This window comes from Lacinutrix sp. MEBiC02595, assembly GCF_053601555.1.
Genome location: NZ_JBSHNU010000246.1, coordinates 299,870 through 324,733, shown reverse-complemented (window position 1 = coordinate 324,733; position 24,864 = coordinate 299,870). Strand labels below are relative to the sequence as shown.

The window sequence follows — 24,864 nt, the reverse complement described above, 5'->3', positions numbered from 1 at the left end:
TTGCGAAATCTACGGGAAACAAAAAACTAAAAATTATGAAATTAGTCATAGTTACAGCAGTCGAAGAATTTCAAAAAGAGGTTTTGAAATTATTCAAAAAAGCAAATATTGAAAATTTTAGTAGTTCAGATATTGATGGTTACAAAAGCGAACCGTCATTATTAATGGCTTCCAATTGGTTTTCTGTAGAAAAAGGAGGAAACGAATCGAGCATGTTTTTTTCTTTTACCGAAGATGAAAACATTGATACATTATTCCAATTAATTAAGGAATTCAATACAAATCTTGAAACCAATAATCCATTGAAAGCGGTTGTTATTCCTATTGAAAAGTCTATATAAATTTAAAAAATAAATCAAAATGTTAAATACATATTTTAGAGTAATTGTTGGTGTAATGGTATTGTTGAGTGTCATACTATCTGTTTATGTGAGTCCGAATTGGATGTGGTTTACCGTTTTTATAGGTGTGAATTTAATCCAATCCGCATTTACAAAATGGTGTTTGTTAGAAACTATTTTGCAGAAATTAGGGATTCGAAAAGAAGGAGCAAGTTGCGGTATAAAATAGATTAACTAATTTTTAGTACATAAAATTTCCATAAAGTAGTTTATAGCATGTATTTTTGTTGAAATTTATTTTATGGAATTTTTCTTTCAACCTTGGCCTTGGTATATCTCCGGTTTTTTAATAGCATGCACGATGCTGGTTCTATTATTAATGGGGAAAAAGTTTGGTATGTCTTCCAACTTAAGAACCTTTTGTGCAGCATGTGGTGCAGGAAAAGTAAGTTCTTTTTTTCAGTTTGATTGGAAATCAGACAAATGGAATTTACTCGTTGTAGTAGGAGCGATGCTTGGTGGTTTTGTGGCTTCGCACTATTTATCCAATGGAGAAATGCCAGCGATAAGTGAAGCAACAAAAGTATCTTTAGAAAGTATAAATATCGCAACAAATAATGGATACTTGCCTGCGGAGTTATTTTCTATTTCCGCTTTAAGCGATATAAAAACAATACTTATTTTAATTGTTGGCGGATTACTTATTGGTTTTGGTGCTCGTTACGCAGGAGGTTGTACTTCTGGTCATGCCATTTCTGGTTTAAGCAATTTACAACTTCCGTCTTTAATTGCTGTTATCGGCTTCTTTATTGGAGGTTTGGTTATGGTTCATTTGTTATTCCCTCTAATATTTTAAAAATGAAAAGCATTTTATATATCCTTGTTGGTTTTTTCTTCGGAATAATTATGTACAAATCGGAAGCTGCTTCCTGGTTTCGTATTTACGAAATGTTTCAGTTTCAATCTTTCCACATGTACGGAATAATAGGAACAGCATTAGCTTTCGGAATTGTATTTGTTCAAGTAATTAAACGGTATAAAATAAAATCTATAGATGGTAATCCTATTGTAATTCTTCCTAAAGAAAAATCATTTTCTAGGTACATGATTGGTGGAATCATTTTCGGACTTGGTTGGGCTTTAGCAGGAGCATGTCCGGGACCTATTTTTGTGCTGGTAGGTGCAGGGTATTTACCTATATTAATTGTTTTAGCTTCTGCAACGGTTGGTACTTTTTTATACGGAATTGTAAAAGATAAATTACCGCATTAAATACCTTTGCTCTTTGTTATGTGTAACATTTTACTGTTTTGTGCGTCCTATAAGTATTCATCAATAAATCAATCATCATGAGAACAGATAAACAACTTTTAGTAATTGCACATTTAAGTCAACTAGTAACTTTGGTTATTGGTTTTGGTAGTTTAATCGTACCACTTATACTTTGGGTTACCCAAAAAGATAAAGTGCAACAAATGGATGCACATGGTAAAAACATTATTAATTTTCAGTTGAGCTTAATTGTGTACTGTATTATATGTGTACCATTAATTCTTTTATTTGGTCTTGGACTTTTAGGTTTTCTAGTTTTAGGAATCATCGCTATAGTATTTCCTATTGTAAATGCTATTAAAGCAAGTAATGGAGAAACACCAACCTATCCTTTATCTTTTAATTTTATTAGTTAGGCGTATGAAAAAGGATAGTAAATTCACAAAATATATTGGACTAGGAATCGCATTAGGTTCTTCTTTTGGAGTAACTACGGGAGCAGTTATAGGAAGTTTAAAGAACGATGTTCCTACTTGGGTTAGTTACGGAATAATCATAGGAATGATTTTAGGTCTAGTAATAAGCATTATTTACGGATGCTTAATACAGGAGAAAACAAACATAGAAAAAAATAAAACATCAAAATAAAGACCTTTATCTTTTAATTTTATTAGTTAGTTAATTACTTAGATAAAGAACAACGCAACCCGAAAAGGTTGCGTTGTTTATTTTATAAAAATGGTTGTCTAAGTCCTTATTGCTTAATAAAATTGAATGCGGAAAAATCGGCTAATAGTAAATCTCCATTAGAAGCAAACTCAAAAGTAGTGGTGATGTCCTTATTATCTTGAGATATGGTTAATATATCCTTATCTACTTTCCATTCTATAGAAACAATATTCGAAATAACACCTTGTTCTGTATTTTTTTGATCTACTATGTATCCGGTATGGTTTTCCTCAAAGGTTAATTTGTATTCCGAATTGGCTTTAAAATCATGGCGTAACCATTCGCCAATTAAAGCATTGTTCTTGTTGTTACAAGAGAATTGCGTAACGCAAAGTGTTACCAGGAAGAATAAAGATATTCTACTTTTCATTTTTGTTAGATTAATTATTTAATTTCAATAACCAGATTTAAGGGAATCATTTTGAGGGTATTGATACGCGTAAAAGTAATAAAAAGAGTACAATATTAAAATAGTAACCGAAAAATAATTTGAGATACAAAAAAAAGCAATTCCGGAGAATTGCTTTTTTATTATTTTAAAGAAGATAAAATGTAACTATTTAGCTATTCAACATCACAGGCATTACTAACATAGTAACTTGTTCCCCTTCATCTAATCCATCTACAATAGTTGAAATTCCAGCTCTGTTTGGTAGACTCATCATTCCTGCGAAGGCAGGAATCTCTTGATTTTTTTCAAATTTTATAGCTCCCATAAAAGCAAAAAAAACACCCATTTATAAATGAGTATTTTTAATATTTAAAGGTTGTTTATCTCGATTATGAGATTCCTGCGAAGGCAGGAATTTAGCTATTTAACATCACAGGCATTACTAACATAGTAACTTGTTCTCCTTCATCTAATCCATCAACAGGAGTTAAAATTCCTGCTCTGTTTGGTAGACTCATTTCCAATTGCACTTCACCAGAAGTTAGGTTGTTTAACATTTCGGTTAAAAAACGAGAGTTAAAACCAATTTGCATATCGTCCCCTTGATAATCACAAGTTAAACGCTCTTCTGCTTTGTTAGAGTAATCGATATCTTCGGCAGAAATATTAAGTTCTGCTCCAGCAATTTTTAAACGTATTTGGTGTGTTGTTTTATTAGAGAAAATACTAACACGACGCACAGAATTTAAAAACTGTGTTCTGTCAATGCTTAATTTATTCGGATTCTCTTTTGGAATAACCGCTTCGTAGTTAGGATATTTTCCATCAATTAATCTACAAACTAATTCTGTGTTTTCAAAAGTAAACTTCGCATTAGAGTCGTTATACTCAATAGTTACAGCATCATCACTAGCAGCCAAAATTCCTTTTAAAAGATTTAAAGGTTTTTTAGGCATGATAAATTCTGCCACTTGGCTAGCTTGAACATCAGAGCGCGTGTATTTTACTAATTTGTGTGCATCTGTTGCTACAAAGGTTAAACCTTCTGTGGAGAACTGAAAAAAGACACCACTCATTACCGGACGTAAATCATCGTTTCCAGCAGCAAATATAGTTTTGCTAATTGCTGTTGCTAAAATATCACCAGAAATGGTTGTTGAACTAGGGTTCTCTAAAGCTACAGCTTTCGGAAATTCTGCACCATCGGCATATGCTAAAGCATACTTACCATGATTAGAGCTAATTTCTATCGTATTATTTTCTTCTACAACGAAAGTTAACGGTTGCTCCGGAAAAGTCTTTAAAGTGTCTAAAAGTAAACGAGCAGGAACTGCAACGCTACCTTCGTTATCACTTTCTACATCTAATTTAGAAGACATGGTTGTTTCTAAATCACTTGCAGAAACTGTAAGTTCGTTATGATTTAATTCGAATAAAAAATTATCTAAAATCGGTAAAGTATTAGAGCTGTTAATAACACCTCCAAGAACTTGTAATTGTTTTAGTAAATAGGTACTGGATACTATAAATTTCATGTATATAATACGTTAATTCGTTTCAATATTGAATAGATACAAATATATTCTAAAGCTAGTGAAAATGGAAACAAACTTATTAACAACTTGTTTCTGTGAAATGGACAAAATATTGCTGTTTTAAAATCTTATTTCGCGTACTTTTTTCTTCGGAAAAAATTAAAAATAAATCCGAAAACACCTAATAAAACTAGTGGTAACAGAATATTTACTATTTGCCATTTTGCTTTTTCGGAAGCTACTTTTTTAGGATCTAAAAATGCAACAGCAATTTCTTTGGTACGAATGTTTATAAGTCCATCGTCGTCTAATAAGTAGTTTACGGCGTTTAGCAGAAATTCTTTGTTTCCGTAGGTTTGTCCGGACCATTTATCAAAACCAAGTTCCTGAGGTCCATTTCTGCCCACATCATTTTTAATGACATCGCCATCTGCAATGACAATCATTTTAGTAGGAATACTTTTATTTAATTCGTTTTCTAAAGCAAATGGTTTCACTCTATTATTATACACGGAAGTAAATTGGCCTTCTAATAATACCGCAAGATTCTGACTGCCTTTGTTATATTGTTTGGGGTCTGGTTCTTTCTGCGTCATCTCTAAGCTAATCTCACGTGGTGTGCCGTCTATTTTAGAAAGAACAGAACTTTTTAACAAAATAGTCTTATCAATATTGTTTTTTAAGGTGTCTATTTGGTTCGCAAAATCAAACTTTACCAAGTTTAGATTATTGGTAATAGCATGCTTGCTTTCTGCATTTACTAATGGCGAATAATACCAGGGTAGTTGCTTAAATTGCGATTGGCTGCCTTCGCCTGAAGCTAAAGTTATAGGAGCAGAGTAGAGGTCGTTAACCAAAACGTGATTGATACGAGCGCCGTATTTAAAAAAGAAATCAGTAAGATTTAAATCTCTTGCAACAGCAACACTTTTTCCTGTAGGATTATACAAGCTGTCTTTTTCAATGGAAACAGCATCTATTAGCCAAAGACTTTTTCCACCTTTCATTGTAAATTGATCTAATACCAATTTTTCTTTTTCTGAAAAAGCTTCCGTTGGTTTAGCCGAAATAATCAAATCGAATGCATTTAAAGCTTTCGATGTTTTTTGCGGATTAGAAGCAACACTATCTAAAGTAAAAGGTGCAATGAAATAGTAGTCCCCAATGGTTTTAATGAAATCGTAAATGTATTTATCTTCTAATTGATTGTTTCCTCTAAGTATGGCTACTTTGCGTTTTTTAGGGTTTACGAGTTTGCTAAATGCATCTGCAAAAGCATATTCTAAATGCTGTACAGAGTTGGTAACTAATTCTTGTTGTGTAGCGCCAATCTTCGTTTTTACTAACGGAATTTTAACCGTTTCCCCATTATGGCTCGCTAAAGCCCAAGGGAAAATTACTGCTTGGCTAGACTTACCACTTTCTTGAACGGTTAATTGCATCGGAGTTAAACCTCTATCGTTTAACTGTTGCATGCTGCGATCACGAGTTGCTTCGTCTGCAATCGGATTTATAAAATGAAATTTAATGTTCGCATTTTGTGCTTCAAACTCTTCTAGTAATTGTTTGGTTTCGTTTTTAAGTCGTCTAAATTCCGTAGGAAAATCTTCGCCTTCTAAGAATACATCTATCAAAATTGGCGATGCTACTTTATCTATAATTTGTAAAGCAGCATCACTAATAGTATATCGTTTATCCTGGGTTAAATCATAACGTTGATATAATCCGCTTTTCGCTGAAAATATATTGAAAAGCAAAAGACCTAAAGGCAATAATAGAAAAATGACATAGTCTTTTTTTACAAAAGGTTTTGTCTGAATTTTTCTTGCTGTGAAGAAAATAAACAACACTGTTACGCTTAAAAAGTAAACAATATCTCGGGTGTCTAAAACACCACGACTCATACTTTTATAGTGTGTGCTCATGCCTAATTGCTCAACAAGTGTGCTAGACATAAAGTCTGCAATGCCTTGAAAGCCAATGTAAAAAAGGAAGCATAAAAAAACCGAAGTAATAAATGCTACAATTTGATTGTCGGTAATGCTAGAAGCAAATAAGCCAATTGCGGTATACGCTGCAACTAGAAATAATAAACCAAAATAGGAGCCAAGTGTGCTACCAACGTCTAGATTTCCTTGCGGATTACCAAGTTGGTTTACCGCATATACATAGAGTAATGTTGGTAAAAGGGCAATTAAAATTAAAATCAATGCGCCAAAATATTTGCCAAGTACAATGTTTACTTTGCTAATAGGTTTTGTTAATAAAAGTTCTAGTGTTCCTTGTTTTTTTTCATCACTAAAACTACGCATGGTTACCGCAGGAATAAGGAAAATAAGAATCCAAGGTGCAAGTAAAAAGAACGAAGATAAATCGGCAAAGCCGTTATCTAAAATATTGAATTCGCCTTTAAATAACCAAAGGAATAGACCGTTTAGCAATAAAAATATAGCAATTACTAAATAACCTATTGGTGAAGCGAAGAAGGAGTTTATTTCTTTTTTAAGTATTGCAAACATGCTTTGTTTATTTGTTTTTTGCTGATGCGTTTATTTGGTTTGTTACTACTGTTTACTTTTTTCACTTACGGAACACGGAACACGGAACACGGAACACTACTTACTTCAGCGAAGCGACTTTATCCACACTCCAGGCTTCCGGTTTACCATTAAACATTGGTTTTGTTTTTGCCCAGATATCTTTAAATAAATCAGAATGTCTATAATTTTCTAAATCGGCTTCCGCTTCCCAATAACTATACGTGAAAAATATATTCGAATTTGTTTTATCTCTGTATAACTCTAAAAAACGACAGCCTTCAAAGTTTCGTATATTTTCTTTCTTTTCATTAAAGTTTTCTAAAAATTCTTCAATTTTAGAAGGGTCAAAACTCATTTTTACAATACGTACAAACATAGATGTATTTTGTTTTATTTCCGCGAAAGCGAAAAGCTTAATTTATTTACTGAACACTGAACACTGAACACTGAACACTGAACACTATACTTTATTAATATGAATAGTTACCGTATCTCTAAGTTGTAAACCCATTAATGTGGATGCACTACCAACGGTATTTGTATTACTTTTATACAACGCGATTTCCAAATAATTGGAGGAGTTAAATACCACAACCCGGCGTCCTTCATCATGTCTTTTTTCTTCGGGAATATCAAAATTTATAATATCGCTATACTTTTTATGAATGGTTTTAAACTTATAATTTCTAGCAGATATTTCAAATTCACGACCTTTTTGGATTTCTTCAAAAAACGATTTTCTAATATTCGTGATCACATTACCGTAATTGTCAATATAAATAACACTTCCTATAATTTGTGTTCTTTCTTCGTTTACAAAAGGATGTATGTTGGTGGTTGGTTTTATATCTGTTATCACTTTACCAATAACTTCTAGCGTACCACCGCGAGCCAAATGCGAAGCGACTTTTACAAACACATCTAAAACAGGGAAACTAGTAACTATTTTATCGTGTATATTAATTTCTACAATTTTCTCAGGTGCAATTTCTGCACAAATCATACTCATAATACCATTATTGGCACAAATAAAATAATGTCCGTCTAACTTCACAGCAATATGTTTGTTCTCTGGATTTATTTCGGCGTCAATTCCTATAAGGTGAATCGTACCTTTTGGGAAACTACTATATGCATTTTGAATAATATACGCCGCTTCCGGAATATTAAATGGGGAAACAGAATGAGAGATATCAACAATTTTAACATCAGGAATTTCGCTATAAATAGCTCCTTTTATCGCACCAGCAAAGTGATCTTTCTCACCAAAGTCAGTCGTTAATGTTATTATTGCCATAAATTAATGTTGATATTTTTTTAACATAACACACCTTAAAATTGTTTAAGTTTGTTTAGCTTTCTAATTGGAAAACAAATCTAATAAAATAGAACAGATTACTATAATTAAATCGATACGCTTTTGAACGAATTAATAATTGAACTTGAAGAAATTACACCAAAAGAATTTTTTGGTGCTGGAAACGAAAATATTAAATTATTAAAAAAATACTTTCCTAAATTAAAAATTGTTGCTAGAGGCAATGAAATTAAAGCTTACGGAGAAGAAGAGCTTTTAGACGAGTTTAATAGGCGAATCACAATGTTGATAAAACATTTTGCCAAGTATAACAAGCTAGACGAGAATGTTATAGAGCGCGTTTTAACTAGCAATACTAGTCAAGATTATGCTACAAGTGCAAAAAGTGGAGAAACGATTTTGCATGGTGTAAATGGGAAAATTATTAAAGCCCAAACGGCAAACCAACGTAAAATGGTGGAACTTATGCGTACAAACGATATGGTTTTTGCTATTGGCCCAGCAGGAACAGGAAAAACATATACCGGAGTTGCATTAGCCGTAAAAGCATTAAAAAATAAGGAAGTAAAACGAATTATTTTAACGCGTCCTGCAGTAGAAGCCGGAGAAAATTTAGGATTCCTTCCCGGAGATTTAAAAGAAAAACTAGATCCATATATGCAACCTCTTTATGATGCGTTGCGAGATATGATTGCGCCAGAAAAATTAGCACAGTATATAGAAAATGGAACCATTCAAATTGCGCCTTTGGCATTTATGCGGGGACGAACCTTGGATAATGCATTTGTTATTTTAGACGAAGGTCAAAATACCACGCACGCACAAATGAAAATGTTTTTAACTCGAATGGGAAAGAATGCAAAGTTCCTTTTAACGGGTGATCCCGGACAAATAGATTTACCCCGTCGTACGGTTTCCGGACTAAAAGAAGCCTTATTGGTTTTAAAAGATATTGAAGGTATTGGTATGGTTTTCTTAGACGACAAAGATGTGGTTCGTCATAAACTTGTAAAAGCTGTAATTGCTGCCTATCGAAATATTGAAAATCTGGAAGGCTAGTTTTTTTAGGAGCCAGGAACCTGCTTTTCGCTATATCTTTTTACTTGTTCTCGATACAAATTTGCAAAAAAGCAAATCCACTCGAACTGACGTAAAAAGGATGCCGCCGCAATCAGGACTAAGGCTTTCTAGATAAAAATAAAAAATACAATTATTAAAGGCTAATAGCCAACAGCTACTAGCTAAAAGCAAAAAAAAATGAGTAATACAATTACAGATACCAACTTTAATTTTCCAAATCAAAAAAGTCTTTACAAAGGAAAAGTAAGAGCCGTCTATAATATCAATGATGAAGAATTAGTCATGATAGCAACCGATAGACTTTCTGCTTTTGATGTTGTGATGCCAAAAGGAATTCCTTTTAAAGGACAAATACTAAACCAGATTGCTACAAGCATGATGAAAGCTACCGAAGATGTGGTGCCAAATTGGTTAACAGCAACACCAGATCCAAATGTGGCCGTTGGTCATTTATGTGAACCGTTTAAAGTAGAAATGGTAATTCGTGGGTATATGTCTGGTCATGCAGCAAGAGAATATAAAGCAGGAAAGCGTATGCTTTGCGGCGTTGCAATGCCAGAAGGTTTAAAAGAGAATGATAAATTTCCTTCTCCAATAATTACACCTGCTACCAAAGCAGAAATGGGAGATCATGATGAAGATATTTCACGTGAAGATATCTTAAAACGAGGAATAGTTTCTGAAGCAGATTATATTGTTTTAGAAGATTATACCAGAAAATTGTTTCAAAGAGGAACGGAAATAGCTGCTTCTCGCGGATTGATTTTGGTGGATACTAAATATGAATTCGGAAAAACAAAAGAAGGAAAAATCGTTTTAATTGACGAAATTCATACGCCAGATTCTTCCCGTTATTTTTATGCAGATGGGTATCAAGATCGTCAAGATACAGGCGAAGCGCAAAAACAGCTTTCTAAAGAGTTTGTGCGTCAGTGGTTAATTGCAAACGATTTTCAAGGTTTAGAAGGACAAACGGTTCCTGTAATGTCTGACGAGTATATAGAAACGGTTTCCGAAAGATATATCGAGCTTTACGAAAAGATCATGGGAGAGACGTTTGTAAAAGCGGATGTTTCTAATATACAAGAGCGCATAGAGAAAAATGTTTTAGCGTATTTGGCTAGCTAAATTACCAACATATACATATTAGACCTGACAGATTTCAAAACCTGTCAGGTCTTTTTTTTACTTAAACTTTGTAAAAGGAACTATCATGGGTACTTCCTTTTGATAGATTTCATATTTTTCTCCAATAAATTTTCGTAAATCTCTTTCTTCTAAATATTTAACTGCAATCAGCATGTAAAGCGTGGTAACTATAGCAAATAGCAGATGCCCAACGGTCATAAATGGGGTTGCCCAAAACGCTATCATAAAGCCAAGCATAATAGGATGTCTTACCATTTTATAGAAATAGTTGGTTTGAAAGGTTGGGTCTTCCGTATGTTTATTTTTATAATTATTAAATATTTGTGTTAAACCAAATAACTGAAAATGACTAATCATAAACGTAGAGAGAAATACAATAAGCCATCCCATAAAAAAGACTCCCATAATTATATAATAGAAGGTGGTGTTTTCAATATTCCAAACTATAGTAGTCATTGGTTGCCATTTCCAATAAATTAAAAGCAGCGCTAAACTAGATAATAGGATGTACGTGCTACGTTCAATAGCTGGATCAATAACAGGTGAAATCCACTTTTTAAAAGCAGGTCTCGCCATAACGCTATGTTGTACAGCAAATAAACTAAGCAATCCTAAATTTATAAATAACGCATTGGTAAAAGAAGTTTCTACTCCAGAGTTTATTGCTTTTGGAACTATAAAATCTCCTACAAAACCGATAGCGTAAAGAAAAGCAATTAGAAATACTACGTACGCGATTAGGCCATACAGAATAATGATTAATTTTTTCATAATATATAATTTGATTAATAGCTTGTAAATCAGTGGTTAAATATCATGAATAAACTAGAGTTTGAATATTCTTAAAAGTTTAAATAATGTTCTCTAAGGTTTATTTGTTTGTAAGCAGCTTGTTTTTAGTGTTTTAGTTTGCGTTTTCTGTATTTATTTGGGGAAGTGTTATATTTTTCTTTAAATACTTTTATAAAATGAGAGTTGTTTTTAAAACCACTTTCGTAACATATTTGGTTTATGTTTAATTCGTTTTCTAATAGAAGTTTTTTTGCGTATTCTAAACGTTTTGCTTTTAGCCATTTATATGGTGTAGTATGGAATTGATTACTAAAATCTCTTTTAAATCCAGATAAGCTTCTTCCACATAGTTTTGCAAATGCTTCCATTTTTAAATGATATTGAAAATTGTCAAGCATCGTTTTTTCCATATCAATTTTAGCGTATTTAGTTTTCCTTTTAATATGTTGCTTTAAATCACTAATAGGTTTAATTCCTGTAATAAATTCCTCCATTGCTTCTAGAGCCGAATTGGAATCACCAACCCAAAAACAATGATCATTACCTTTTAGTTCTATAAATTTCGAATTAATAATTTGATTTGCAAGATACTTTCCTTCTTCTATATTTACATCTATATCGTCGGTTCGATGTAGTATTAATGTTGGCGTTTTTATTTTTTTTAAAATACCAGTAATGTCTGTTTCGGTATTCATTTTTGCGAGAGCAAGAGCAGCACTCGGACTTGCCGCAGAACGTAAATAACTTGCAAACCAATTATAGTAATTTGTGTCACTAGCTAGAGATGGCATAATTTTTTCCAATCCCATTTTTTGTCCATTTCCCCATTCTTTTTCAATAGTATTATAGAAAATCTCACGTGCTTCGGGTTTAGGAGCCCAAGGATAATTAATCGAATATTTTCTTTTTGCAAATACACCAAAAGTGATTAGAGAAATCATTCGTTCTGGATACGTTGCAGCAAAAAGACTTGCAATTGTTCCTCCTTCAGAATGGCCAAAAAATATAGCTTTTTTACTTCCTACCGCTTGCATCACGCTTAAAACATCCTCCATTCTTTCCTCCAGGGAGCATAATGCATTTACGCGATCGGAAAGCCCTGTTCCTCGCTTATCGAATAAGATGAGCCTTGAAAACTGAGAAAGTGCCGTTAAGAATTCCGATAGTTTACTATCTAACCACATCATATCTATGTTGGAAACCCATCCCGGAATAAAAACGAGGTCAACATTACCTTCTCCTATTACTTGATATGCAATATTAATATCGTTGTTTTTTGCGTATTTCGTGATTGGTTTCAATGTGTGTAAATGCTGTTTTCTGTGTTAAAGTGTATGATAAATTAATTCCAGATATTTTTTAAAAATAATTTGCTTATTTTAATACGTTAAGTTACATTTTTTTTAACCAATCTTCCAATTATTTTTTTGTAAAAAGGGCTTATTTTTCTTTTAATTATTGTCTAATTCTATTAATCAAATATTGATTTTAATCCATAATTTTGTAATTATGTTGAGGGTTGTATTAAGATACTAGTAGTAATTTCAATACATTTATAAAAAAATATCAATTTGGAAAAACTAGACCAATTTATTGCAAACTTCGCCTCCTTTGTTTGGGGACTTCCATTATTAATTTTACTAATTGGAGGTGGTTTGTACCTGCTTATTTTATCCCGATTTTTACCATTTCGGTATTTAGGTCATGCTATTCAAGTACTTCGCGGTAAGTTTGATAATCCAGAAGATGCTGGGGAAATCACACATTTTCAAGCTTTAACAACCGCTTTGTCTTCTACCATTGGTATGGGGAATATTGCAGGAGTTGCAGTCGCAATTTCTATTGGCGGACCAGGAGCTGTATTTTGGTTATGGGTTAGCGCAATTATTGGTATGGCTACAAAATTCTTTACTTCTAGTTTGGCAATTATGTATCGAGGAAAAGACAGTGAAGGTAATACGCAAGGCGGACCCATGTATTTTATTATGGAAGGTCTTGGTAAAAACTGGAAACCCTTAGCGGTGTTTTTTAGTCTTTGCGGATTAATAGGCGCATTACCAGTTTTTAATGTAAATCAGCTTACACAAGCAATAAATGATATAGTTTTAAAACCGAATGGTGTGGCAGTAAATTTCACTTCCAATCTAATTATAGGTCTTGTTTTAGTAAGTATAACTTCAGTCGTTATTTTAGGTGGATTAAACCGAATTAGTAAAGTGGCTTCCAAGTTAGTACCAAGTATGGTTTTGCTTTATTTTGTGCTGATTCTTATTATTTTGTTCGCTAATGCGGAAGTAGTTCCAACCTATTTCAAATTTATTTTTACAGATGCTTTTGCAGCCGAAAATTATAAAGGCGATGCCTTTTTAGGCGGACTTCTAGGCGGATTGATCATTTTAGGAATTCGTCGTGGTGCATTTTCTAATGAAGCGGGAATTGGTACCGCACCTTTAGCCCATGGAGCAGCAAAAACAAACGAACCAATTCGAGAAGGTTTAGTCGCGATGTTAGGTCCTGCAATTGATACTTTAATTGTTTGTACGCTTACTGCTTTGGCAATTTTAGTGACCGGAGTTTGGCAAACTACTGAAGCGAATGGCGTGAGTTTAACAGCAAATGCTTTTGGGGCTGCGATGCCAACTTATGGTAGGTATTTACTATTACTTTGTATAGTGGTTTTTAGTGTGTCTTCCTTGTTTTCGTATGCCTATTATGGCGGAAAATGTTTGTCGTTTCTAATTGGTGAAAAGAATAAACATTACTATAATTACTTCTATATTTTAAGTATTATTCTAGGAGCTACAACATCACTAGCTTTAATGATTAATTTAATTGATGGTGTTTTTGCATTGATGGCAATTCCTACCATGACGGCAACATTAATTTTAGCACCAAGAGTAGTGAAAGAGGCGAAAGCGTATTTTAAGAGAATGAAATCTAGTTAGCTTTAAAAAAAAATAAAAGCATAGAACTAAAAGCGATTTAAGCCTTATTAATAGAAGCCTTAAACTGCTGCGGCGTCATCAATTCCATTTTCTTAAACTGTCTATTAAAATAACTCGTGTTATTAAATCCGGATTTAAAAGCAATCTCAGACATTCTAAAATCGGAAGATTCTTTCATTAGTTTTTTTGAAAATTTAATCTTTTCCGAGTTTATATAATCAATAGGAGAGATTCCTAATGTGTTTTTAAACTGCTTATGAAAGTGAGAAGCACTCATATATGCTTTCTTTGCCAATACATCTACAGACATGTCTTTATTGGTTAAATTTTCTTTAATAAACTTAATAACCGTTCCTATTCTAGTATCATTAAAAACTTGATGCGGATCATTTATTATTAATGCTTTGGCTTTGGTTTGTAATAGCCTAACAATTAACTCCTGAATCATTAAATCTAATAATACATCCTTCGATTTATTATTGTTGGTAAACGTATATGTTAATCGTTCTATTAGATGGTTGACATCTGTGTTGTTTATTAGATGTGAAGTGGTTTCGTCTAAATCCCAAGTGTTATTTTCATTTTCAATCGCTACATGCTGATTAAACTTTTCCACAACCTCATCAATTTTAAAAGCATCAATTCCTAAAGCTAGGCATTGCGTCGGATTCTCTTTTGTTGCCACCGGAAAATCAATAACCATTTCTTTATTGGTTGGCATCACTACAGATTCGCCAGGAAAAAAATCAAAAGCTTCAAAACCGTCTAAGTGCATAATCTTCTTTCCCGTAAGCATACTTGCTATAATGGGAAAGTTAAACGTTAGCGATATTTTTTCCGCGAAAGCGTGGGTTTCAAAAATATTAAGCTCTGCATAATCGGCACTATACGTCGTTCTGTTCTCCACTAATGTGGTCAGTTTTCTGTGGTTTCTATGTTGATTTAATACCGAATTCATACTCAATGTTACAAAATTTTAGTTAAGAAATCTGTTAATAATAGATATGTTCAAAACTATGATAAATACGTGCAAGGTAATTAGGATATGATAAAATAACTTTATCAAAAATAAAGATAATATATTTTTTAGATTAAAAAATTATCTAATTATTAATTTAACAAGAAATTATATGAGTTATTCTAAACCGAAGTTTAAAGAGAAATATGGCAATTTTATTAATGGAAAATTTGTCGAACCATTAGGCGGACAATATTTTGATAATACATCACCAATAGATAATAGTTTTATTGCAAAATATCCACGCTCTCAAAAAGAAGATGTAGAAATGGCTTTAGATGCAGCAAATGCAGCTAAGGAAGCTTGGGGAAATACCTCAGCAACAGAAAGATCTAACTTATTAAATAAAGTAGCAGATATTATTGAAGCAAATTTAGAAGAGTTTGCACTTATTGAAACTTGTGATAACGGAAAACCAATTCGTGAAACGCTAAATGCAGATGTTCCTTTAGCGGTAGATCACTGGCGTTATTTTGCAGCTTGTATCCGTTCGGAAGAAGGTGGTGCATCCGAGTTAGATCAAAATACATTGTCATTAACCATTAAAGAGCCGCTAGGTGTTATCGGACAAATTATTCCATGGAATTTTCCTCTATTAATGCTATCCTGGAAATTACCTCCAGCTTTAGTTACCGGAAACTGTGTGGTTTTAAAACCTGCGGAACAAACGCCTTCTTCTGCTACTTTTTTAATGGAAAAAATTGCAGCGGTATTTCCTCCAGGTGTTGTAAATATTGTTCATGGTTTTGGTCCGGAAGCAGGAAAACCGTTAGCGTCCAGCTCAAAAGTAGATAAAGTCGCTTTTACTGGTGAAACTACAACAGGACAATTAATCATGCAATATGCGTCTAAAAACTTAAATCCTGTAACTATGGAATTAGGAGGGAAGTCTCCTAACGTGTTCTTTAATTCGGTGATGGATTATGACGATGCCTTTTTAGATAAAGCTATTGAGGGCGCCGTTCTATTCGCTTTTAATCAAGGTGAGGTTTGTACAGCGCCTTCCAGAATTTTAGTGCAAGAAGATATTTATGATGCTTTTATGAAACGCGTTGTGGAAAGAACAAATGCAATTATTCAAGATAATCCGTATGATATAAATACTATGGTTGGTGCACAAGCATCTAACGATCAGTATGAAAAAATTCAATCGTATTTTAAAATTGGTAAAGACGAAGGAGCAAAAGTATTAGCGGGTGGATCTGCTAATAAATTATCTGGAAATTTAGCAAACGGATTCTATATTAAACCGACTATATTAGAAGGGCATAATAAAATGAGAGTTTTTCAAGAAGAGATTTTCGGACCAGTAGTTTGTGTGACTAAATTTAAAGATGAAGCGGAAGCTATCGAAATTGCCAATGATACACTTTACGGACTAGGAGCAGGAGTTTGGACACGAGATGCGCACCAATTATACCAAATTCCAAGAGCCATTAAAGCTGGTCGTGTTTGGGTAAATTGCTACCATGCATATCCAGCACATGCACCTTTTGGAGGGTATAAAAAATCAGGTTTTGGAAGAGAAAATCATGTGATGATGCTTAATTATTATCGTCAAACCAAAAACATGCTAATTTCTTATGATAAAAACAAATTAGGTTTCTTTTAGTAGTTTTGATTAATAGCACTAAAGGCTGAATTATCTTAAAATTCGGCCTTTTTAATATTTTATACATATGGAAAGAATAGCAATTACAGAAAAAGCATCAAAGGTTTTAGAACAACTAAAAGCAAAACATGGCGAATTAATTTTTCATCAAAGTGGAGGCTGTTGTGATGGCTCTGCACCTATGGTTTTTGAAAAAGGAGATATGTATCTGGATGAAAGTGATATCCTTTTAGGAGTCTTAAATGGTGTTAGCTTTTATATGAATCAAGATCAATTCGAATATTGGAAACATACCCATTTAACCGTAGATGTAACCGAAGGTCGCGGTGCTAGTTTTTCTTTAGAAATACCGTTAGGACTTCGCTTTTTAATCCATTCCCGTTTATTAACAAAAGAGGAAGAAACTTTTTTCAATGCATAGTTCAACGGAAGCATAGTAAATTAGATTTTATTAATTTTAGCTCTAAAATTCAGGTTTATTCTTGGTTTTAGAGCTTTTTTTATACTAAAGCTTTAAATTTTTAACAGTATGCTTTTATTTTTATTGCTAAATTGATATATTTATGCTAAATTAATATATATGACCGTAGATTTATGTCCTAATTGTGGATCAGACCATTACATTAAAAGCGGAATTGTTAACAACAGACAGCGTTATAAATGTAAAAAATGTAACTATTTTTTCTCTGTGAATAAGATAGGAAAGAAGATAGATGACTACTACGTTAATAAATCATTACAATTATATCTAGAAGGGTTAACGTATCGAGAAATTGAACGTATTCTAGGGATCTCTCACGTTAGTATCATGAATTGGGTGAAAAAATATAATATTAAGCGCCCTTATAATTCTAATTATCATCCGACTTATAAGATTTTAAATGCTTTAGAATTAGGGAAGTACTTTAGCAATGCAGAAAATATTAAAGGAGCAGGTGTGGTCGTTACCGAGTTAGGCGATAAATTCATGCTGATTAAGTGGGAGCGTTTTAAGGATTAGTATAGTAAATTAACAGAAAGATATATTAGTTTTTTGTTAACACATTGTTTTTAAGAGATTAGTGGTGCACACAAAACCAATTATTACTAACTAATCCTTTAAACAATGAGAAAACAAACCCTTTTATTGATCGGACTCTTTTTAATGTCCTTTCAATTTATGACTGCTCAAGGCTCTCCAGATTATGATGGCGGACTTAAGTTTAAATTTAACGAAGATGGTTCTAAATATCTTCGACTAATTTCTTGGGCGCAAGTTCAAGCGAATTATAATACCGATGACACCTTTGATGCAAACGGAAACGAAAACAGTAAATTAAATTTTAACTTACGTCGTGCTCGTATATTGATGTTTGCACAAATTAACAAAGACTTTTTAATCGTAACCCATTTCGGATTAAACAGTTTAACAAGCACTACTTTAAGTCCGACAGGTAAAGGAGATGGTTCACAACTCTTTTTTCATGATGTTTGGGCACAATATAATGTAGGTGCAAATCATACCGTTGGTGGTGGTCTACACTATTTTAATGGTATTTCTAGATTAAATAATCAAAGTACTTTAAACATGATGACCCTAGATAATAATCGTCAATCCTGGGCAACTATAGGTTTATCCGATCAGTTTGCACGTCATTTAGGAATCTTTGCAAAAGGAAAATTTAACAAACTGCAATATCGTGTTGCTGTTAATGATGCTGCTAATGCTACTTTAGATGCTCGTACGGCTGTTGCTGGAGGAGATGCTGTATATAACGGTCGTTCTTCTTTGGGTTCTAAAGATGCAGGGAAAACGTATGCTGGTTATTTTGATTATAACTTCTTCGATCAAGAATCAAATTTTTTACCTTATAAAGTAGGAACCTACTTAGGTACTAAAAAAGTATTTAATGTAGGGGCTGGTTTCTTTTTACATCCAAAAGGATCTGTTATAGATACAGGAACGGCTTTAACTCCAAACCTAGAAGGTGAAGATGTTTCTATTTTTGCTTTTGATGCATTCTACGATGCTCCAATTGGAGAAAAAGGAAGTGCTATTACTGCATATGCGGTATATCAAAATAGTGACTACGGAAAAGATTATCTGTATAGCGCTTATGGAACAGGAAGTATGTTGTATGCACATGTAGGTTATGTCTTTAATGGCGAAAAAACAAAAACGAGATTCCAACCTTATGTAAGTTATGGTACGCATAGTTATGATGCGGTAAGCGATAATAGAAATACACTTGGTATCGGAATTAATGCTTTTATGAGTGGTCACAATTCAAAACTAACCTTAGAATATAAAAATCAAGAATTTGGAGCTTTAGATGCAAATACTATTTCTCTTCAAGCAATGATATATCTATAAAAACGAACAACTATGAGTGAAAAACAAGACAACGCATCCGCGTACTGGAAAGAAAATATCAAGTATTTAGCAATATTACTTGTGATATGGTTTGTCGTATCCTTTGGATGTGGAATTCTATTTAGAGAAGAATTAAACCAAATTAGACTTGGTGGTTTTAAGTTAGGCTTCTGGTTTGCCCAACAAGGATCCATATATGTATTCGTAATTTTAATATTCGTATACGTAAGATTAATGAACAAATTAGATAAAAAATACGGTTACGACGAGTAATCCTTAACTCAACTTAAAACAATAAAAATTATGAGTGTACAATTTTGGACATGGTTATTAGTAGGGATTACTTTCGCCTTATATTTTGGAATAGCAATTTGGGCACGAGCAGGCTCAACAAAAGAATTTTATGTTGCTGGTGGAGGTGTTTCTCCTTTAGCAAATGGTATGGCAACTGCAGCCGATTGGATGAGTGCAGCCTCCTTTATTAGTATGGCAGGAATTATTTCCTTTTCAGGTTATGATGGCTCTGTTTACTTAATGGGGTGGACTGGTGGATACGTGCTTTTAGCATTACTTTTAGCGCCATACTTACGTAAGTTTGGTAAGTTTACGGTCCCAGATTTTATTGGAGATAGATATTACTCCAACACAGCAAGAACGGTAGCAGTAATTTGCGCACTAATAGTATCGTTTACATATGTTGCTGGACAAATGCGTGGTGTAGGTATTGTGTTTTCGCAATTCTTACAAGTAGATATTAATTTAGGTGTAATCATTGGTATGACCGTCGTTTTAACCTTTGCATTATTGGGAGGAATGAAAGGAATCACATACACACAAGTAGCGCAATATTGTGTATTAATCTTTGCTTTTATGGTTCCTGCTTTTTTCATCTCGATGCAAATGACAGGAAATATCATTCCACAAATAGGAATGGGAGGGAAAGTAGAAGGTGGTGCCTTTCTACTCGACAAGTTAGATTTATTACATACAGAACTAGGTTTTCACGAATATACAAGCGGTACCAAAAGTACTTGGGATGTCTTTGCAATTACTTTAGCTTTAATGACAGGAACCGCTGGTTTACCACACGTAATTGTTCGTTTCTTTACAGTGCCTAAAGTAAAAGATGCACGTAAATCTGCTGGATATGCATTATTCTTAATTGCTATTTTATATACTACAGCACCTGCAATTGCAGTGTTTTCTAGAACAAACTTGATTGAAACAGTAAGTAATAAAGAATATTCTGAAATTCCAGTATGGTTTAAAAACTGGGAAGACACTGGATTAATTGCTTGGGCAGATAAAAATGGAGATGGAAAGATTCAATATGTAGCAGGTAGTGCTTTATCTAGCAAAAAACCAATGTATACAGATGCAAGAGGAGCACATGGAGAACGTATGGTTTCTAATGCAAGTGATGCAGAAAACGAGCTTTACGTAGATAGAGATATCATGGTATTAGCAAATCCTGAAATAGCAAATCTTCCAAATTGGGTGATTGCTTTAGTAGCAGCTGGTGGACTTGCAGCAGCATTATCTACGGCAGCAGGATTACTATTGGTAATCTCTACTTCTATTTCTCATGATTTAATTAAAAAACAATTAAAACCAGATATTTCAGATAAAAACGAGTTAAAAGCAGCAAGAATTTCGATTTTTGTAGCCATTTTAATTGCGGGTTACTTTGGTATTAATCCTCCAGGATTTGTAGCAGCAGTCGTCGCTCTCGCCTTTGGTCTCGCCGCAGCCTCCTTTTTCCCAGCTATTATTCTTGGGATTTTCGATAAGCGAATGAATAGTCAAGGTGCTATTTCAGGAATGGTTGTAGGTATCGTATTAATGTTATTCTACATGATGAAATTTAAACTAGATATGTTTGGTGGTGGTACGAGTGAAGATTGGTGGTTTGGTACATCTCCAGAAGGATTTGGTACTATTGCAATGTTCGTAAATGTTGTAATATCATTAGTCGTATCACGTATGACTCCAGCGCCACCGCAAGATGTTCAAGACATGGTGGAGAGTATAAGAATACCTTCAGGAGCAGGTGAAGCTTCCGATCATTAAAGTATTGAGTTCTGTCTTGTATTCTTTTGGCTTTAGCTAAAAAAATATAGAACTTAATTTAATTTAGTTAGTTTGTAAATCAGCATTACATTTATGTAGTGCTGATTTCTTATATTAGTAGCATTACTATTTTTTCGCTTTCGCGGATATGAAACCAACCAACCAATGAAAAAACGTCACGAACAAAAGCTAGTCGTATTATCGATAGCATTGTTTTTATTTTTTAATATACCATTCATTCTTGTTTTTAATTTTGAAGGTGCTGTTTTTGGTATTCCAAGCTTATACTTTTCTATATTTTCTATTTGGTTATTGTCCATCGTAATTTCATATATCGTATTAAAACGTCATTATGAATAATTACGCTTTAATAACTATTATTATCATCTATTTAGCAGTGTTATTTTACATTGCTTTTCTAGCGGAAAAAAAGCGCCAAAGTAAATGGGTGAATAATCCATACGTGTATACTTTATCTTTAGCGGTCTATTGTTCTGCTTGGACGTACTACGGAAGCGTAGGAATTGCCGCAAATTCTGGTATTAATTTTTTACCCATTTATTTAGGTCCCGTTATAGCAGCACCTTTGTGGATTGTTGTACTCCGAAAAGTTATACGAATTTCTAAGCAACACAAAATTTCATCCATAGCAGATTTTATTTCTTTACGTTACGGAAACAATAGGTTTCTTGGTGCATTAGTTACTATTGTTTGTCTCTTCGGAACCTTGCCATATATTTCTTTACAGCTAAAAGCGGTTTCCGAAACCTTTGAAATTATGTCGGATGATACCAGTTATATCTCCACAACAGTTATAGATGATTCTACTTTTTATGTCGCATTATTATTAGCCATATTTGCTACTTTTTTTGGAACACAAAATGCGGATGCTTCCGAGAAACATAAAGGAATCATAGCCACTGTGGCATTTGAATCCGTTTTAAAATTAGTATTCTTTTTAGCAATTGGAGTTTATGTTACTTTTTATCTGTTTGATGGTACCACAGATATTTATGAGAAAATTTCTGTTACCGAAAATTTTAAAGAACTCACCACGCTTAGCGGAATAGAAGATGGGTTTAATTGGTTGTTCCTGATAGGATTATCTTTTATGGCTATATTTTTATTACCGAGACAGTTTCAGGTTTCGGTTTTAGAAAACAATAGAGAAAAACATTTAAAAAAAGCCATTTGGCTGTTTCCATTGTATTTATTGCTATTTAATCTCTTTGTTATATTTATTGCTTGGGCAGGGAAACTTACTTTTGGTAGTACTCAAAATGCCGAGTATTACTCTTTATTATTACCCTTAGAAAATGGAAATTCATTTTTTGCTACACTAGTATTTTTAGGTGGTTTTTCTGCAGTCATTTCTATGGTGATTGTATCTACATTAGCCTTGTCCACGATGGTGAGTAACAACTTAATTATTCCGTATGGTTTTTTAGATAAGTTTATTAAAAATCAGCCAGATAGAAATTTAAAATACATTAAAAACATTAGGCGTATTTCCATTTTCACCATCATTATTGCGGCATATTTCTTTTATGTATCGTTTTCAAAAGAGTTATCGTTGTATTCTATTGGTTTAATTTCTTTTGTTATTATTTCACAATTAGCACCTTCTTTTTTTATAGGGTTATATTGGAATCGTGGTTCGTCAAAAGCAGCAATTATTGGTATTCTTATCGGTTTTGCCATTGCGGTGTATACTTTAGTTTTACCATTTACATTGCGTGAGTTGACAGGAACAGACGATTTTACGCAACTTGGTTTATTTGGTATTGCAGCGCTAAAACCGTACGCATTATTTGGTATTGATTTTTTAAGTCCGCCAGCACATGCTTTCTTTTGGAGTATGACCTTTAATGGTATGAGTTATTTAGTGTTTTCATTAATGGCAAAAGGGAATTATAGAGAGCGTAATTATGCCGAAATGTTTGTCGATAGTAACAATTTTACTACACTTCAAGACAGTGCATTAGTTTGGAAAGGAGAAGCATATGTTGCAGATATTAAAAATGTATTAGTCCGTTTTTTAGGCGAAAAAAGAGCCACTCGTGCGTTAACGATCTTCTTCACTAAATATAAATTACCACAAGACACGCAATTGGCAGATGCACGATTAATTAATTTTTCTGAAAAGCTCTTAACCGGAAGTATTGGTTCTGCATCCGCAAAAATATTAATTGCAAGTGTGGTAAAAGAAGAGCAGATTAGTTTGGTAGAAGTATTGAAAATTTTAGAAGAATCTAAAGAAAATATTGTCAGTAATAAAGTGCTTCTAGAAAAATCGAATGAGTTAACACAGCTATCTTCAAAACTTAAAGATGCAAATGAAGAATTACTTTCTAAAGACAAGCAAAAAGACGAATTTTTAGACACGGTTGCGCATGAACTTAAAACGCCAATTACTGGTATTCGTGCTGCTACTGAATTATTGATGGACGAAGAGGATGATATGCCAAAAGAAATTAAAGCACAATTCTTAAAAAATATACTTCAAGATTCGGATCGTTTAGGACGATTAATTCATAATATTTTAGATTTTGAAAAGTTAGAAACTGGGCGTTTACATTTAGATATGCAATACCAAGACATTCAAAAAACAATTACAAAAGCAATCAGTAGCATCTCTCAAATTGCAGCAAAAAAAGAAGTGCAAATTATAAATAAGAATACACATAGTTTTAAAACGAGCTATGATGAAGATCGTATTCTTCAAGTGTTAACCAATTTACTGTCTAATGCAATCAAATTTTGTACAGTCAAAACAGGGGAGATTATAGTAGATTATAAATTGGGAAATGCCTTTTTGGAAATCTCGGTAACCGACAATGGTAAAGGGATTCCAGTGGAGGATTACGATTTTATTTTTGATAAATTTTACCAATCGCAAGATCAAAATACAAGAAAACCACAAGGTAGCGGATTGGGTTTAGCAATTAGTAAGCAAATTGTGGAAAAACATAGTGGAAAAATTTGGGCAAAAAAAGGCATAAAAAATGGCGCAACACTTGTTTTTACCATACCTTTTAAGTAAATTGTTGTCGTAAAGTATGAAGAAGAAAATTTTAATTGTGGACGACGAGCCAAATATTGTGATGTCGTTAGAATATACCTTCAAAAAACAAGATTTTGAAGTGTTTATTGCAAGAGATGGAAGTGAAGCTTTAGAGATATTAAAACATCATATTCCTAGCGTGGTTTTGTTAGATATTATGATGCCAAATGTAGATGGTTATCAAACCTTGACACACATCAAAAATACAGTCGGTTTAAAAGATACCAAAGTGGTGTTTTTAACCGCGAAAAATAAAGCTTCAGATATAGAGAAAGGTTTAAAACTTGGAGCAGATAAGTATTTAACCAAACCTTTTTCAGTGAAAAAGATAGTTTCAGAAATACTGGAATTATTAACCTAAAAAGTCTTTGTAAGTCTTTTTTAAATATTGGTTTTGTGTGCAAACAAACTAAGTTTAATTAAAGTTTAAAGACATGAAATTTCACATCAACCCGCTAGCGTCAGATATTATAATTAGTATCTACATTTTAGTTACGCTTTTTTTAAGGTTTAAATTCGAAAACAAAACCAATGTAAGTCCTATGCTTTCTATAGTTATGGGAGTTTGTTTTGTGGTCATTATTTGGGCACTTGTCAAGTTAAAAATACTTAATCCTAATTGGTTTGGCTTGTTTAATTCTAAAAAAGCATAGCC

Annotated in this window: 28 protein-coding genes; 19 read left to right on the top strand and 9 right to left on the bottom strand. The window is 33.1% G+C overall.

The genetic code is table 11. The features are described 5' to 3' along the window. The first annotated feature begins 35 nt into the window (after nucleotides 1–35). The 6 genes from ACVCZW_RS18875 to ACVCZW_RS18850 all read left to right on the top strand — a co-directional run bounded on the left by ACVCZW_RS18875 (nucleotide 36) and on the right by ACVCZW_RS18850 (nucleotide 2,261). Nucleotides 36–341 carry a hypothetical protein gene (locus ACVCZW_RS18875; RefSeq protein ID WP_452227861.1) on the top strand — a complete coding sequence of 102 codons (306 nt, stop codon included), beginning with the start codon at nucleotides 36–38 and terminating at the stop codon, nucleotides 339–341. Nucleotides 342–360: 19 nt separating this feature from the next. Beyond that, complete coding sequence (locus tag ACVCZW_RS18870) at nucleotides 361–570, top strand: YgaP family membrane protein (RefSeq protein WP_452227862.1); 210 nt, start codon at nucleotides 361–363, stop codon at nucleotides 568–570. A gap of 72 nt (nucleotides 571–642) precedes the next feature. Next, nucleotides 643–1,197: a YeeE/YedE family protein gene (locus ACVCZW_RS18865; protein WP_452227863.1), complete on the top strand. Its 555-nt coding sequence runs from the start codon at nucleotides 643–645 to the stop codon at nucleotides 1,195–1,197. A gap of 2 nt (nucleotides 1,198–1,199) precedes the next feature. Then, the gene (locus ACVCZW_RS18860) at nucleotides 1,200–1,613 is read left to right on the top strand and encodes a DUF6691 family protein (protein WP_452227864.1); all 414 of its coding nucleotides are present in this window, start codon (nucleotides 1,200–1,202) and stop codon (nucleotides 1,611–1,613) included. Nucleotides 1,614–1,690: 77 nt separating this feature from the next. Next, nucleotides 1,691–2,029: a DUF4870 domain-containing protein gene (locus tag ACVCZW_RS18855; RefSeq protein ID WP_452227865.1), complete on the top strand. Its 339-nt coding sequence runs from the start codon at nucleotides 1,691–1,693 to the stop codon at nucleotides 2,027–2,029. Nucleotides 2,030–2,033: 4 nt separating this feature from the next. Next, nucleotides 2,034–2,261 (top strand): hypothetical protein, encoded by a 228-nt coding sequence (locus ACVCZW_RS18850; protein WP_452233183.1) that lies wholly within the window; start codon nucleotides 2,034–2,036, stop codon nucleotides 2,259–2,261. Nucleotides 2,262–2,367: 106 nt separating this feature from the next. Here the strand turns inward: ACVCZW_RS18850 and ACVCZW_RS18845 are convergent, their stop codons facing one another. The 6 genes from ACVCZW_RS18845 to ACVCZW_RS18820 all read right to left on the bottom strand — a co-directional run bounded on the left by ACVCZW_RS18845 (nucleotide 2,368) and on the right by ACVCZW_RS18820 (nucleotide 8,105). Further along, complete coding sequence (locus tag ACVCZW_RS18845; protein WP_452233182.1) at nucleotides 2,368–2,712, bottom strand: hypothetical protein; 345 nt, start codon at nucleotides 2,710–2,712, stop codon at nucleotides 2,368–2,370. A 190-nt stretch (nucleotides 2,713–2,902) separates the two neighbouring features. After that, entirely contained in the window at nucleotides 2,903–3,079 is a 177-nt protein-coding gene (locus tag ACVCZW_RS18840; RefSeq protein ID WP_452233181.1) for a hypothetical protein, read from the bottom strand. 70 nt (nucleotides 3,080–3,149) lie between these two features. Next, nucleotides 3,150–4,268 carry a DNA polymerase III subunit beta gene (gene dnaN, locus ACVCZW_RS18835; protein ID WP_452228256.1) on the bottom strand — a complete coding sequence of 373 codons (1,119 nt, stop codon included), beginning with the start codon at nucleotides 4,266–4,268 and terminating at the stop codon, nucleotides 3,150–3,152. A gap of 128 nt (nucleotides 4,269–4,396) precedes the next feature. Further along, nucleotides 4,397–6,787: a gliding motility-associated ABC transporter substrate-binding protein GldG gene (gene gldG / locus ACVCZW_RS18830; protein WP_452233180.1), complete on the bottom strand. Its 2,391-nt coding sequence runs from the start codon at nucleotides 6,785–6,787 to the stop codon at nucleotides 4,397–4,399. A gap of 100 nt (nucleotides 6,788–6,887) precedes the next feature. Next, complete coding sequence (locus ACVCZW_RS18825; RefSeq protein ID WP_452233179.1) at nucleotides 6,888–7,184, bottom strand: putative quinol monooxygenase; 297 nt, start codon at nucleotides 7,182–7,184, stop codon at nucleotides 6,888–6,890. Nucleotides 7,185–7,268: 84 nt separating this feature from the next. Then, complete coding sequence (locus tag ACVCZW_RS18820) at nucleotides 7,269–8,105, bottom strand: SAM hydrolase/SAM-dependent halogenase family protein (protein WP_452228259.1); 837 nt, start codon at nucleotides 8,103–8,105, stop codon at nucleotides 7,269–7,271. Nucleotides 8,106–8,228: 123 nt separating this feature from the next. On the opposite strand from ACVCZW_RS18820, the gene ACVCZW_RS18815 reads away from it, so the two are divergent. Together ACVCZW_RS18815 and ACVCZW_RS18810 are read left to right on the top strand one after the other, a co-directional pair. After that, on the top strand, nucleotides 8,229–9,185 hold the full coding sequence (locus ACVCZW_RS18815) for a PhoH family protein (RefSeq protein WP_452228260.1): 957 nt from the start codon (nucleotides 8,229–8,231) through the stop codon (nucleotides 9,183–9,185). Between the two features lie 198 nt (nucleotides 9,186–9,383). Further along, a complete protein-coding gene (locus ACVCZW_RS18810) occupies nucleotides 9,384–10,334 on the top strand; it encodes a phosphoribosylaminoimidazolesuccinocarboxamide synthase (RefSeq protein WP_452233178.1) in 951 nt (316 codons plus the stop codon). Nucleotides 10,335–10,391: 57 nt separating this feature from the next. Here ACVCZW_RS18810 and mddA read toward each other — a convergent pair whose 3' ends face one another. Then, complete coding sequence (mddA, locus tag ACVCZW_RS18805; protein WP_452233177.1) at nucleotides 10,392–11,126, bottom strand: methanethiol S-methyltransferase; 735 nt, start codon at nucleotides 11,124–11,126, stop codon at nucleotides 10,392–10,394. A 125-nt stretch (nucleotides 11,127–11,251) separates the two neighbouring features. Further along, nucleotides 11,252–12,448 (bottom strand): alpha/beta fold hydrolase, encoded by a 1,197-nt coding sequence (locus ACVCZW_RS18800; RefSeq protein ID WP_452233176.1) that lies wholly within the window; start codon nucleotides 12,446–12,448, stop codon nucleotides 11,252–11,254. Between the two features lie 270 nt (nucleotides 12,449–12,718). On the opposite strand from ACVCZW_RS18800, the gene ACVCZW_RS18795 reads away from it, so the two are divergent. Next, nucleotides 12,719–14,092, top strand: coding sequence for an alanine/glycine:cation symporter family protein (locus ACVCZW_RS18795; protein ID WP_452233175.1), 1,374 nt, complete (start codon nucleotides 12,719–12,721; stop codon nucleotides 14,090–14,092). Between the two features lie 37 nt (nucleotides 14,093–14,129). Here the strand turns inward: ACVCZW_RS18795 and ACVCZW_RS18790 are convergent, their stop codons facing one another. Then, the gene (locus ACVCZW_RS18790; protein ID WP_452233174.1) at nucleotides 14,130–15,050 is read right to left on the bottom strand and encodes an AraC family transcriptional regulator; all 921 of its coding nucleotides are present in this window, start codon (nucleotides 15,048–15,050) and stop codon (nucleotides 14,130–14,132) included. Nucleotides 15,051–15,222: 172 nt separating this feature from the next. Here ACVCZW_RS18790 and ACVCZW_RS18785 point away from each other — a divergent pair, with 172 nt between their 5' ends. The 10 genes from ACVCZW_RS18785 (at nucleotide 15,223) to ACVCZW_RS18740 (ending at nucleotide 24,862) form a co-directional block, all read left to right on the top strand. Further along, nucleotides 15,223–16,722, top strand: a complete 1,500-nt coding sequence (locus ACVCZW_RS18785; protein ID WP_452233173.1) for an aldehyde dehydrogenase family protein — start codon at nucleotides 15,223–15,225, stop codon at nucleotides 16,720–16,722. 67 nt (nucleotides 16,723–16,789) lie between these two features. Beyond that, nucleotides 16,790–17,143: a DUF779 domain-containing protein gene (locus tag ACVCZW_RS18780; protein WP_452228267.1), complete on the top strand. Its 354-nt coding sequence runs from the start codon at nucleotides 16,790–16,792 to the stop codon at nucleotides 17,141–17,143. A 159-nt stretch (nucleotides 17,144–17,302) separates the two neighbouring features. Then, nucleotides 17,303–17,722, top strand: coding sequence for a transposase-like zinc-binding domain-containing protein (locus tag ACVCZW_RS18775; RefSeq protein WP_452228268.1), 420 nt, complete (start codon nucleotides 17,303–17,305; stop codon nucleotides 17,720–17,722). Nucleotides 17,723–17,827: 105 nt separating this feature from the next. Further along, nucleotides 17,828–19,075, top strand: coding sequence for a hypothetical protein (locus ACVCZW_RS18770; RefSeq protein WP_452233172.1), 1,248 nt, complete (start codon nucleotides 17,828–17,830; stop codon nucleotides 19,073–19,075). A gap of 12 nt (nucleotides 19,076–19,087) precedes the next feature. Then, nucleotides 19,088–19,348: a DUF4212 domain-containing protein gene (locus tag ACVCZW_RS18765; RefSeq protein WP_158847847.1), complete on the top strand. Its 261-nt coding sequence runs from the start codon at nucleotides 19,088–19,090 to the stop codon at nucleotides 19,346–19,348. A 30-nt stretch (nucleotides 19,349–19,378) separates the two neighbouring features. Then, the gene (locus tag ACVCZW_RS18760; RefSeq protein WP_452228271.1) at nucleotides 19,379–21,145 is read left to right on the top strand and encodes a sodium:solute symporter family protein; all 1,767 of its coding nucleotides are present in this window, start codon (nucleotides 19,379–19,381) and stop codon (nucleotides 21,143–21,145) included. Between the two features lie 165 nt (nucleotides 21,146–21,310). Then, the gene (locus ACVCZW_RS18755) at nucleotides 21,311–21,505 is read left to right on the top strand and encodes a hypothetical protein (protein ID WP_452233171.1); all 195 of its coding nucleotides are present in this window, start codon (nucleotides 21,311–21,313) and stop codon (nucleotides 21,503–21,505) included. Further along, nucleotides 21,498–24,188 carry an ATP-binding protein gene (locus ACVCZW_RS18750; RefSeq protein WP_452233170.1) on the top strand — a complete coding sequence of 897 codons (2,691 nt, stop codon included), beginning with the start codon at nucleotides 21,498–21,500 and terminating at the stop codon, nucleotides 24,186–24,188. Before ACVCZW_RS18755 ends, ACVCZW_RS18750 begins: the two co-directional genes overlap by 8 nt. Before the next feature lie 16 nt (nucleotides 24,189–24,204). Next, the gene (locus ACVCZW_RS18745) at nucleotides 24,205–24,570 is read left to right on the top strand and encodes a response regulator transcription factor (RefSeq protein ID WP_452228274.1); all 366 of its coding nucleotides are present in this window, start codon (nucleotides 24,205–24,207) and stop codon (nucleotides 24,568–24,570) included. Between the two features lie 73 nt (nucleotides 24,571–24,643). After that, nucleotides 24,644–24,862, top strand: coding sequence for a hypothetical protein (locus ACVCZW_RS18740; protein ID WP_452233169.1), 219 nt, complete (start codon nucleotides 24,644–24,646; stop codon nucleotides 24,860–24,862). Nucleotides 24,863–24,864: the final 2 nt, after the last annotated feature.

Excerpts from the sequence above, each read along its gene's own strand:
- ACVCZW_RS18755 (WP_452233171.1), top strand. The coding sequence starts at position 21,311 with ATGAAAAAACGTCACGAACAAAAGCTAGTCGTATTATCGATAGCATTG.
- ACVCZW_RS18770 (WP_452233172.1), top strand. The coding sequence starts at position 17,828 with ATGAGAAAACAAACCCTTTTATTGATCGGACTCTTTTTAATGTCCTTT.
- ACVCZW_RS18825 (WP_452233179.1), bottom strand. The coding sequence starts at position 7,184 with ATGTTTGTACGTATTGTAAAAATGAGTTTTGACCCTTCTAAAATTGAA.
- ACVCZW_RS18760 (WP_452228271.1), top strand. The coding sequence starts at position 19,379 with ATGAGTGTACAATTTTGGACATGGTTATTAGTAGGGATTACTTTCGCC.
- ACVCZW_RS18790 (WP_452233174.1), bottom strand. The coding sequence starts at position 15,050 with ATGAATTCGGTATTAAATCAACATAGAAACCACAGAAAACTGACCACA.
- ACVCZW_RS18870 (WP_452227862.1), top strand. The coding sequence starts at position 361 with ATGTTAAATACATATTTTAGAGTAATTGTTGGTGTAATGGTATTGTTG.
- ACVCZW_RS18745 (WP_452228274.1), top strand. The coding sequence starts at position 24,205 with ATGAAGAAGAAAATTTTAATTGTGGACGACGAGCCAAATATTGTGATG.
- ACVCZW_RS18780 (WP_452228267.1), top strand. The coding sequence starts at position 16,790 with ATGGAAAGAATAGCAATTACAGAAAAAGCATCAAAGGTTTTAGAACAA.
- ACVCZW_RS18765 (WP_158847847.1), top strand. The coding sequence starts at position 19,088 with ATGAGTGAAAAACAAGACAACGCATCCGCGTACTGGAAAGAAAATATC.
- gldG (WP_452233180.1), bottom strand. The coding sequence starts at position 6,787 with ATGTTTGCAATACTTAAAAAAGAAATAAACTCCTTCTTCGCTTCACCA.
- ACVCZW_RS18750 (WP_452233170.1), top strand. The coding sequence starts at position 21,498 with ATGAATAATTACGCTTTAATAACTATTATTATCATCTATTTAGCAGTG.
- ACVCZW_RS18860 (WP_452227864.1), top strand. The coding sequence starts at position 1,200 with ATGAAAAGCATTTTATATATCCTTGTTGGTTTTTTCTTCGGAATAATT.
- ACVCZW_RS18840 (WP_452233181.1), bottom strand. The coding sequence starts at position 3,079 with ATGGGTGTTTTTTTTGCTTTTATGGGAGCTATAAAATTTGAAAAAAAT.
- ACVCZW_RS18785 (WP_452233173.1), top strand. The coding sequence starts at position 15,223 with ATGAGTTATTCTAAACCGAAGTTTAAAGAGAAATATGGCAATTTTATT.
- ACVCZW_RS18865 (WP_452227863.1), top strand. The coding sequence starts at position 643 with ATGGAATTTTTCTTTCAACCTTGGCCTTGGTATATCTCCGGTTTTTTA.
- dnaN (WP_452228256.1), bottom strand. The coding sequence starts at position 4,268 with ATGAAATTTATAGTATCCAGTACCTATTTACTAAAACAATTACAAGTT.
- ACVCZW_RS18820 (WP_452228259.1), bottom strand. The coding sequence starts at position 8,105 with ATGGCAATAATAACATTAACGACTGACTTTGGTGAGAAAGATCACTTT.
- mddA (WP_452233177.1), bottom strand. The coding sequence starts at position 11,126 with ATGAAAAAATTAATCATTATTCTGTATGGCCTAATCGCGTACGTAGTA.
- ACVCZW_RS18775 (WP_452228268.1), top strand. The coding sequence starts at position 17,303 with ATGACCGTAGATTTATGTCCTAATTGTGGATCAGACCATTACATTAAA.
- ACVCZW_RS18850 (WP_452233183.1), top strand. The coding sequence starts at position 2,034 with ATGAAAAAGGATAGTAAATTCACAAAATATATTGGACTAGGAATCGCA.
- ACVCZW_RS18855 (WP_452227865.1), top strand. The coding sequence starts at position 1,691 with ATGAGAACAGATAAACAACTTTTAGTAATTGCACATTTAAGTCAACTA.
- ACVCZW_RS18845 (WP_452233182.1), bottom strand. The coding sequence starts at position 2,712 with ATGAAAAGTAGAATATCTTTATTCTTCCTGGTAACACTTTGCGTTACG.
- ACVCZW_RS18875 (WP_452227861.1), top strand. The coding sequence starts at position 36 with ATGAAATTAGTCATAGTTACAGCAGTCGAAGAATTTCAAAAAGAGGTT.
- ACVCZW_RS18810 (WP_452233178.1), top strand. The coding sequence starts at position 9,384 with ATGAGTAATACAATTACAGATACCAACTTTAATTTTCCAAATCAAAAA.
- ACVCZW_RS18740 (WP_452233169.1), top strand. The coding sequence starts at position 24,644 with ATGAAATTTCACATCAACCCGCTAGCGTCAGATATTATAATTAGTATC.